Source organism: Limnohabitans radicicola (genome assembly GCF_014837235.1).
Classification (GTDB): Bacteria; Pseudomonadota; Gammaproteobacteria; order Burkholderiales; family Burkholderiaceae_C; genus Limnohabitans_A; species Limnohabitans_A radicicola.
The window spans coordinates 1-7,730 of the sequence record NZ_JACYFT010000008.1; the positions used below are offsets into that span (position 1 = coordinate 1).

The 7,730-nt window shown below is 43.5% G+C and carries 10 protein-coding genes; 8 read left to right on the top strand and 2 right to left on the bottom strand.

Features of this window, described 5'->3' with window-relative positions:
* The 6 genes from IC609_RS15875 to IC609_RS15900 all read left to right on the top strand — a co-directional run.
* A partial coding sequence (locus IC609_RS15875; RefSeq protein ID WP_191820505.1) for a hypothetical protein occupies positions 1-770 on the top strand: 770 nt, incomplete at its 5' end.
* A gap of 3 nt (positions 771-773) precedes the next feature.
* Positions 774-1,988 carry a type IV secretory system conjugative DNA transfer family protein gene (locus IC609_RS15880; RefSeq protein ID WP_191820506.1) on the top strand — a complete coding sequence of 405 codons (1,215 nt, stop codon included), beginning with the start codon at positions 774-776 and terminating at the stop codon, positions 1,986-1,988.
* 10 nt (positions 1,989-1,998) lie between these two features.
* The gene (locus IC609_RS15885; protein WP_191820507.1) at positions 1,999-2,826 is read left to right on the top strand and encodes a hypothetical protein; all 828 of its coding nucleotides are present in this window, start codon (positions 1,999-2,001) and stop codon (positions 2,824-2,826) included.
* A 124-nt stretch (positions 2,827-2,950) separates the two neighbouring features.
* Complete coding sequence (locus tag IC609_RS15890; RefSeq protein WP_191820508.1) at positions 2,951-3,214, top strand: type II toxin-antitoxin system RelB/DinJ family antitoxin; 264 nt, start codon at positions 2,951-2,953, stop codon at positions 3,212-3,214.
* A complete protein-coding gene (locus tag IC609_RS15895; RefSeq protein WP_191820509.1) occupies positions 3,214-3,495 on the top strand; it encodes a type II toxin-antitoxin system RelE/ParE family toxin in 282 nt (93 codons plus the stop codon). Before IC609_RS15890 ends, IC609_RS15895 begins: the two co-directional genes overlap by 1 nt.
* A 249-nt stretch (positions 3,496-3,744) precedes the next feature.
* The gene (locus IC609_RS15900; protein ID WP_191820510.1) at positions 3,745-4,032 is read left to right on the top strand and encodes a hypothetical protein; all 288 of its coding nucleotides are present in this window, start codon (positions 3,745-3,747) and stop codon (positions 4,030-4,032) included.
* Positions 4,033-4,388: 356 nt separating this feature from the next.
* On the opposite strand, the gene IC609_RS16165 is transcribed toward IC609_RS15900, so the two are convergent.
* Together IC609_RS16165 and IC609_RS15910 are read right to left on the bottom strand one after the other, a co-directional pair.
* Positions 4,389-4,673 carry a type II toxin-antitoxin system HicB family antitoxin gene (locus tag IC609_RS16165; protein WP_225224267.1) on the bottom strand — a complete coding sequence of 95 codons (285 nt, stop codon included), beginning with the start codon at positions 4,671-4,673 and terminating at the stop codon, positions 4,389-4,391.
* A gap of 51 nt (positions 4,674-4,724) precedes the next feature.
* The gene (locus IC609_RS15910) at positions 4,725-5,417 is read right to left on the bottom strand and encodes an AAA family ATPase (protein WP_225224268.1); all 693 of its coding nucleotides are present in this window, start codon (positions 5,415-5,417) and stop codon (positions 4,725-4,727) included.
* Positions 5,418-5,941: 524 nt separating this feature from the next.
* On the opposite strand from IC609_RS15910, the gene IC609_RS15915 reads away from it, so the two are divergent.
* Complete coding sequence (locus IC609_RS15915) at positions 5,942-7,222, top strand: replication initiation protein (protein WP_191820511.1); 1,281 nt, start codon at positions 5,942-5,944, stop codon at positions 7,220-7,222.
* A gap of 219 nt (positions 7,223-7,441) precedes the next feature.
* The coding region (locus tag IC609_RS15920; RefSeq protein WP_191820512.1) for a hypothetical protein at positions 7,442-7,730 on the top strand (289 nt) is incomplete at its 3' end.

Genomic DNA, 7,730 nt, shown 5'->3' on the forward strand with positions numbered 1-7,730 from the left:
AAAAAAATGATGATTACTTTCCAAATCATATTTTTTTCATGGCTTTAGGAACTGCGCAATTAAGACTTCGCTCATTCGATGACATGGTATTTCACAAAAAAGATAATTCTTTATTGGTTGAATTGAGTAAATACCCATCTGCCATTTCATGGCTTGTGCATGATATTCAGCAATTACGATACATGAAAAGGAAATCTTTTCTAGCGAATCGGAGTAGTTACTTCCTCAAACACAACCATTCGCTAGATGGCATTGAAGAAGGTACAGAACCTTTTGATTACGAAGCCATAGACAATAAAGAAGAAGACTTTAAACAGTATTTAATAAACGATGAAGTTCCACAGGTTTTGATGACATGGCAGGGTTTTAAAAAATTTGTTGTGCCTGTCGTTATTGGCACTGATGCCGTTGTTTCCTATAGAGAAGAAAATAATGGATGGTGGAAGATCGAAGTAAAACATAATGCCCCGACAGGAAAAACAAATATTCGCATTGAAGATAAAGCAAAATTTGAGCGTTCAACGAGCCGTGAGAACATCGAACACAATCGCGAAGTGTTGGACGGAGCTACAGATTTATGGAACAAAAAAATAGAGTTACAAAAAAAATTAGGCTACCCATATTCTGAATCATATGAAGAATACATAAGGTTTCTAAAAACAAGATTCTCTTGTTTGGTTTTGGATTTACCAAAAATAGATATAAAAATATCAATGAAATTTGAAGACATACTAAACATTCTTATCCCGTCCATTCGCTCGAAAGTCTGAAAAATGCTCTCTGGAAAGCATACATACATCGTAGGGCGCGGAGGAAGCGGTAAAACGGTTCTACTGAAGGGGATTTTTAATGACATGGTGCGAAGCCCGCGAATTGTCATAGACCCGCACGGCGATTTAGCCGACGATTTATCATGCTTTTCGCCCTCTACTTACCGCATAGCGCCACACGAACGCCCGTTCGTGATTAACCTATTCGAGATAGAAGATAAAAGTCTAGAAAATCGGGAAGTTGTCGCGCAACTTATCACCGATATGGTGGCGCAACTGGTTGATGATGCCGAATTGTCGCGCTTAATGGAAACCGTGATTTTCCCCGTTGTTATGACGCTTTTAAAGCTCGATTACGCAGACTTTAGGATGCTAACGGACTGTTTCAACCCGCAGACAGGAAAAGAGCGTTTAAAGGCTCTTGGGTGCTTCGTGGATAGCCACTTAAAGGGCGTATGGGAGGGACTAGAAGGGAAGAACTACGACACCTCGAAGCAAAGCATTTTCAATAGGCTACAAAGCCTCTTGAATTACAGCACAGTAATGAAAATGCTTTGCGGGAATGATGATTTTAAAGAAGTCGAGAAAATCATAAATGCACGCGGTGAAATTGTTATATCGCTACCCGTGCCAGAAATTGGCGAAGCAGTCGCCATTACGCTAGGAAGATTCTTTGTTACCAGAATGCAAATATGGGCAAAGGAGCGTAGAAAAATCCCTGAAAAAGACAGGTTTCCCGTTTATTTGATGATAGACGAATTCCATAATTTTATTAGCCCTGTATTTGCAAAGACACTCGACGCATACGGGCGCAAATTTGGTTTGTTTTTGATTCTTGCACACCAGCACATAAAACAACTGGGAGATAGCGAAATTCGCGGTTCAATACTTGCCAATACTCGAAACAAAATTGCAGGAATGAGTAACAACGATACACGGCAAGCAATGAGCAAAGAAATGGGCATCGAAGCAAACCAGCTCGAAGATCTAAAAGTTGGCGTTTTTATGGCAAAAATCGACACGCAAGAGCCGTTCATTTTTAAGGCAAGAGAGCATAAACGGTTTAAAAAAATCAGTGAGTTCCAGTATTTAACAAGTCGCAATAGTGGCGACTTTATTAATGGGTGGGATAACCTGAATTACGAACAAAATGAGCCATTTAATGCACAGAAAACCGCACCACCAGCGCATAGTTTTAAAGCAAAATTTGACCTGTAACCATTAACCGATGCACGAAAAACAACTTAAAACGCTCGAACTGGCTGGACGCATTCAATATTTCACACTCGAACACCTCTACCAAGCGGGCATATACACATCACCAAGCAAAAGCACCGCACGGGTTCATTTAAGAGACCTCAAAGCCTACGGATTCATAACAGAAAGTCACTACGGGGTATCTAGGGGCTTTGGACGACTGCCAGCATTGCACGGGCTGACCCCTAAAGCCGTTCGGTACTTGACGGAGGTAGAAGGTCACCAGCTCGAAACAATCAAGGTATCTAAGAGCCGTAAAAATCAGGAGTACGAGACCAAGGCACCCGCCGACTATTTCCACCGCGTAGGGCTACTGGATAGCGTTTTAGCGTGTCTTTTGATGCTTGACCAGGCAGAGACCAAGGAGGAGGTTTTAGAGCTGTATTTTCGACGCTTTGGGATGCACGAACCACGGCGAACGGCGATAGAGCTACAGAGCGGGAGGCTAGAGCCTGACGCGATTTTGAGTTTCACGGCAGAGGATAGGAAACGCCTGTACCTAGTGGAGTTTTACGAAGACAGCGCGAACAATGAGCGCATCAAGCGGGCGATTTTCCGCCACGGTGAAGCCATACACACGGGCGCACCATCGACGGCGCTAGGGCTAGGCGTGGGGCATCGTGTTTTATTGGTTTTCCGCCATGAACACACCGCCCGCGCCATCATGAAATTTATCAACGAAGCCCCAACACTTGCGGGCATTGCTGACCGCTTTTTGTTCAAGACCCATGAAAGCATTTTGAAGGATGCTTTCGACAACTGGGCAACCAGCGACGGGGTTAGAACGAACATTTATTGATACTAAAATCATATTGTTTTCATATTAAACCAATATGATTTTGGTATGAAAATGATATGTATTGACAGAAAATAATTTGTCACTACAATGTCACTACATATTCTTAACTTTTGGAGCTATGGAAATGAGCAATTCGACCATGTACCAGTTCCGCATAGACGAACAGGAAAAGGCTGAAACCTTCGAGATTTTGCAAGAAATGGGCATCAAGCCAGCGCAAGCCGTGCGCCTGTTTTTCCGCCAAATTCGCAAAACCCATGCCCTGCCCTTCCCTATCGAACACACACCGAATGAACGAACCGCAAAAATTCTTTTGCAGAGTGACGCACAAAAGGATTACAAGCGCGTTAATTCGGTAGATGATTTATTTGCAGACCTTCATAAATAATGCGACATATTGAAAGTTCAGGCGCATTCCGAAAGCAATTAAAATTGATGATTCGGCGCGGTAAAGATGAGGCAGAAATTAAAACTGTCATCGTTTTACTTGCCAGTGATGAGCCATTACCGCCGAAATATCGTGACCATGCTTTAACGGGAAATTTCACGGGCTTTCGAGATTGTCACATTCAACCCGACTGGCTTTTGATTTACCACAAGCAGGACAGCGAAGACGGGCGCGGTATTTTGCGACTTGAAGCAACTGGCACGCATTCAGACTTGTTTTAAAACCGATCAAAATCATGGATAACTGCCCACATTGTGACGGACGCGGAGCGAATCCGAGGGCTTGCGGATGTGGGATTTTTCCGAAAGAAAATGAACCGCTTCAGCCCTGCCCCGTTTGTAATTGGTATCGCTGGACTGGATGCCATACCTGCGACCGCACAGGGGAAGTTACACCGCTTAAATATCGGCGCTTAACCATGACTGAAGAAGAATTTGAGGCTTACGAAAACCGAAAGAATCCGATAAAAAATGAACAACAATGAAGACACAAAAAAACAACTTGACGAACTATTAGAGCGCGTCAAGCCACTTCTACAGAATCAGAGCTTGAATGCACAGGAAATAGCTTTGTTAATGCAATTACAAATAGAATTAAAAATTCTTGATATGGCACTTCAGAACAAAGTAGTGCAACAAACATCTAACCACGACGAAACTTCAAGAATCCGCATAATTCCTGAATTAGAAATCGAGATTTCCCAAAGATATAAAAGTATCGACTCTATATATAGCGCATTGACTATTTACAGAAAATAAATAAAATGCGACACAGGGTTTTAAACTGTGTCGCATACCTTGAGCGCAGAACGCTTTACCTCAATCCCCCCATCTGGGGAGACTGTGACTAAAAGCCACACTTATTGGCTAGCCAGAGTGTAGCAACCGCGCCCGAGAGCATTGCGAAAATAACTATCGCGACACAGCTTGCTACAAACAAGCCCGCCCAATTTGTTCAGCTTCGTTCAGCCATAGCAAATAGGGGTTAAAAAATAAAGCGCCTTTGACGAGGCGCTTTTATTGTATTGGGCATTTTTAGACAATGCAAATCACATCATTTTCATATTAAATACATATGAAAATGATATTTATTTGATATGATTATCATATCAAATTCATTGTTTTAAATATTCAGAAATCACGAAGTTTATAAACCCCGCACGAGTAAGCCCGATTCTGTTTGCTCTTTCGTCAATTTTGACGAGCAAATCAGGCGGTAGGGTGTGGCTGATTTGCTCACGCTTTCCACGAATCACACCTTTTCGGGTGTCGCCAGTAGGGACGGAATCAGGCGCACCGCCTATGAACTTTTCCGCCTCTTTGTCTTCGACTGCTGGAGCTGGTGAAGTGGGCGCTTTTAAGATAGGGCGCTTTGTGATTTTGCTGGTTTCTTTTTTCATATCGTATTCACTGTTAAATGATATTTATTTGATTGTTTTTTAATATGTTTTTCATATGAAAATGCTATCAATCAAAGTTTGAATTTCCGCGCAAGCCTTGGCATCCTTTGGGGTGTATTCAAGGACTGAAAGCCCCTTTCCACCTGCTGTAGAAATCGACTTTCGCCGACCGATAGGCGCATCAAGATATTTCAACAATGGATAGTCAAGAAGGGCGTTTATTGCCTCTTCGTTATCCGTGCCTGTTGAATCGGCACAATTCAAAATTGCATACGCTGGAAATTCACCTCGAAGGCTTTGCGCCTCTTCGACCAGGTGCGAAATAGAAGCGAACTCCCAAGTATCAAAAGATCGAGGCTGAAAAGGAACAATCAGCGCATCCGTGAAGGTGAGGGCAGAACGAAGGGCGGTTGAATCACGCCCGCCCACATCAATCACAACATCGTCAAATTTTCCGCCTGTCTGTTTGACCTGCTGGCGAAGCGTTGCACCATCGGAGTATTGAGCGCACGCAATAACGGGCGTGATTCCCTTTTCCGCCCGTATGGTGGTGGCGATAAGCGCGGTTTCCTGCCTGTCGCCATTGATAAACCAAACATCACGCCCAGCAAGGGCGCGAGCTATGGCGATATTGAGGGCTAGAGTGGTTTTGCCTACCCCGCCTTTGGTGTGACCAACAGTTAAAATCATAGTGTTTTCATATGAAAAAAGTATGATTCTGATTGTATCGTCATTGGTAGGCAAGTCAAGCCCTCTAGCTGGAAGCGTTTAAACGCCCGTAGAGGCGTTATCGAACTTGCCAAGCCCCTACCCCCTTGCCTACCAATGAAAAACGCGCCTATGGGCTTGTTTGGTGGCAAATTTTCCGTTCTACCTGTTGCCCTGCCTTCGGTTTTTGGTCTTCTTGCGAAGCAAAAAAAACACACAAGGGCGAAGCCCGACACGGCAAAAAACTTTTGCCCCCTGTGTGTTTTTTAATCTTTAAACCTTTAATACTTTAGGAGGTGCGTAACACCTTGATTTTAAAGGAAAAAATCACTCGAACTAGGAGGAAAACAGGGCGAACTAGGAGGAAAACAGGGCGAACTAGGAGGAAAACAGGGCGAACTAGGAGGAAAACAGGGCGAACTAGGAGGCTTGTTATCCACAGCTCCTATGAGTGTTAAAATTGACATCTCAGGCTAGTTAAATTTGACACCTCCTATTTTTCAATACAATGTGAGCATGACTACCCCGTAACCATGCGCCCTATGTGAGAAGCACACCTCATGAACATCGACGAAAAAAGCCTAGTCGTTCGCCAGTCGAACGAGCTGATTGAGGCAAGCTACAAAATTGCTTCAATCGGTGAAGGGCGCTTAATGCGTATGCTCATAGCGCAGATAAAGCCCGATGATGAGGACTTTAAAACCTACCGAATTGGAGTTGCTGACTTCGCCCGATTCTTTGGGATTACACATAACAGCATCCATGAGCAAATAGAAAAATCCGCCCGTGCTTTGCGAGAGCGAGAGATTTATATTAGAAAGGGGAAAAGCTGGTTTTCTACGGGCTGGCTTTCATCCGCGAAATATACAGAGGGAAGCGGATTTATAGAAGTGAGATTCGATAAGGAGTTAAAGCCATATTTACTGGGCTTGAAAAGCTACTTCACTCAATACGAATTAGAAAAAGTCGTCAATTTTAAAAGTGGCTACGCCATGCGGTTATTTGAATTGCTCAAAAAAGAACAATTTAAAGCGGATGGAAAAGGATATTTTAAGCGTTCTTTTGAATATGACGAATTGCGCGGTTTTTTAGGAATTGACAAAAAAGAATATGCGTTCTTTAAGGATTTTCGCGTTAATGTTGTTCAGGTTGCCATAAGAGAAATAAACGCTAATCCTGATATTTCAATAATCAAGGTCGATTATCCAAAGACAGGACGCAAAGTTTCGCATATCGTTTTTCATTGCGAAAAAGCAAAACAGCTTCAGCTAGATATTGACGAGCCAGCACCAACGCTAGAGGAAGTGCCAGCGCGAAAAGAACACCCCGAATATATTTCTGAATTGATAGCGATAGGCATAGACGAACAAACCGCCTACAGGTGGAAAAGAAAATATACAGTTGCCCGCTTACATCAAGCCATAGCCTACACAAAGGCGATGCAAGAAAAAGGGAAAATTCGGGATAGTGTCACTGGATTTTTAGCGAACGCCATTACAAACAATATCGGGGCTTCGTGGGTGGAAGACCGCAAGAAAAAAGAGCAGGTAAAAAACGCCACCGACACCGCAGAACGGCAAAAACAGGAAGCCGAAGCCGTGCGCATAGAGCAAGAGAGGGCAGAGCGTGAAGCCACACTAGCGCGCTTTAATGCCCTGCCAGACACCGACAAAGCGCATATTCGCGCCAGTTATGGCGCGTCACTCAAAGGAATTGTTTTAAGCCAATGGGAAAAGGCGATCAAAGCAAATCCGCAAAGTCCCGAGACCTCGAAGCCCGTTTTCGTTTCGTTCCTGAACTTCTACAAAACTTTTGTTCCTGGAGAGCGCCCGCCAGCGTAGCCCCTGCACCCTAGGAGTTCTCGACGATGGAGAGGCGACTAGACGAGCGATGAGGATGACGAGCAGAGGCGAGGAAGACGAAGAGTAAGAATAGGAGTTGTTGGGGTACTCTTTAGGCGCTCTACAGAGGGAAAAAGTGGTGTTTCGCTACCTCAAAAAGCCAACTAAAATGCTTGACATAGTGACATAATTTTTTAAGATTGCGCAGAGGCAAGATTGATGAAAAAAAGCGTTTATGACTTGAGGGAAACAAAAGAGCGCAGTTATCTATTTTTGTTAGAAATGATAATTCGTGCAAGGGATTTTTGCGAAAGGCAAGGGGGGGATGCGGGCGACCCAAACGAGGCATATAAAGACTATAGCCAATATATGCGCGAAGATTTCAAAAAAAATGATGATTACTTTCCAAATCATATTTTTTTCATGGCTTTAGGAACTGCGCAATTAAGACTTCGCTCATTCGATGACATGGTATTTCACAAAAAAGATAATTCTTTATTGGTTGAAT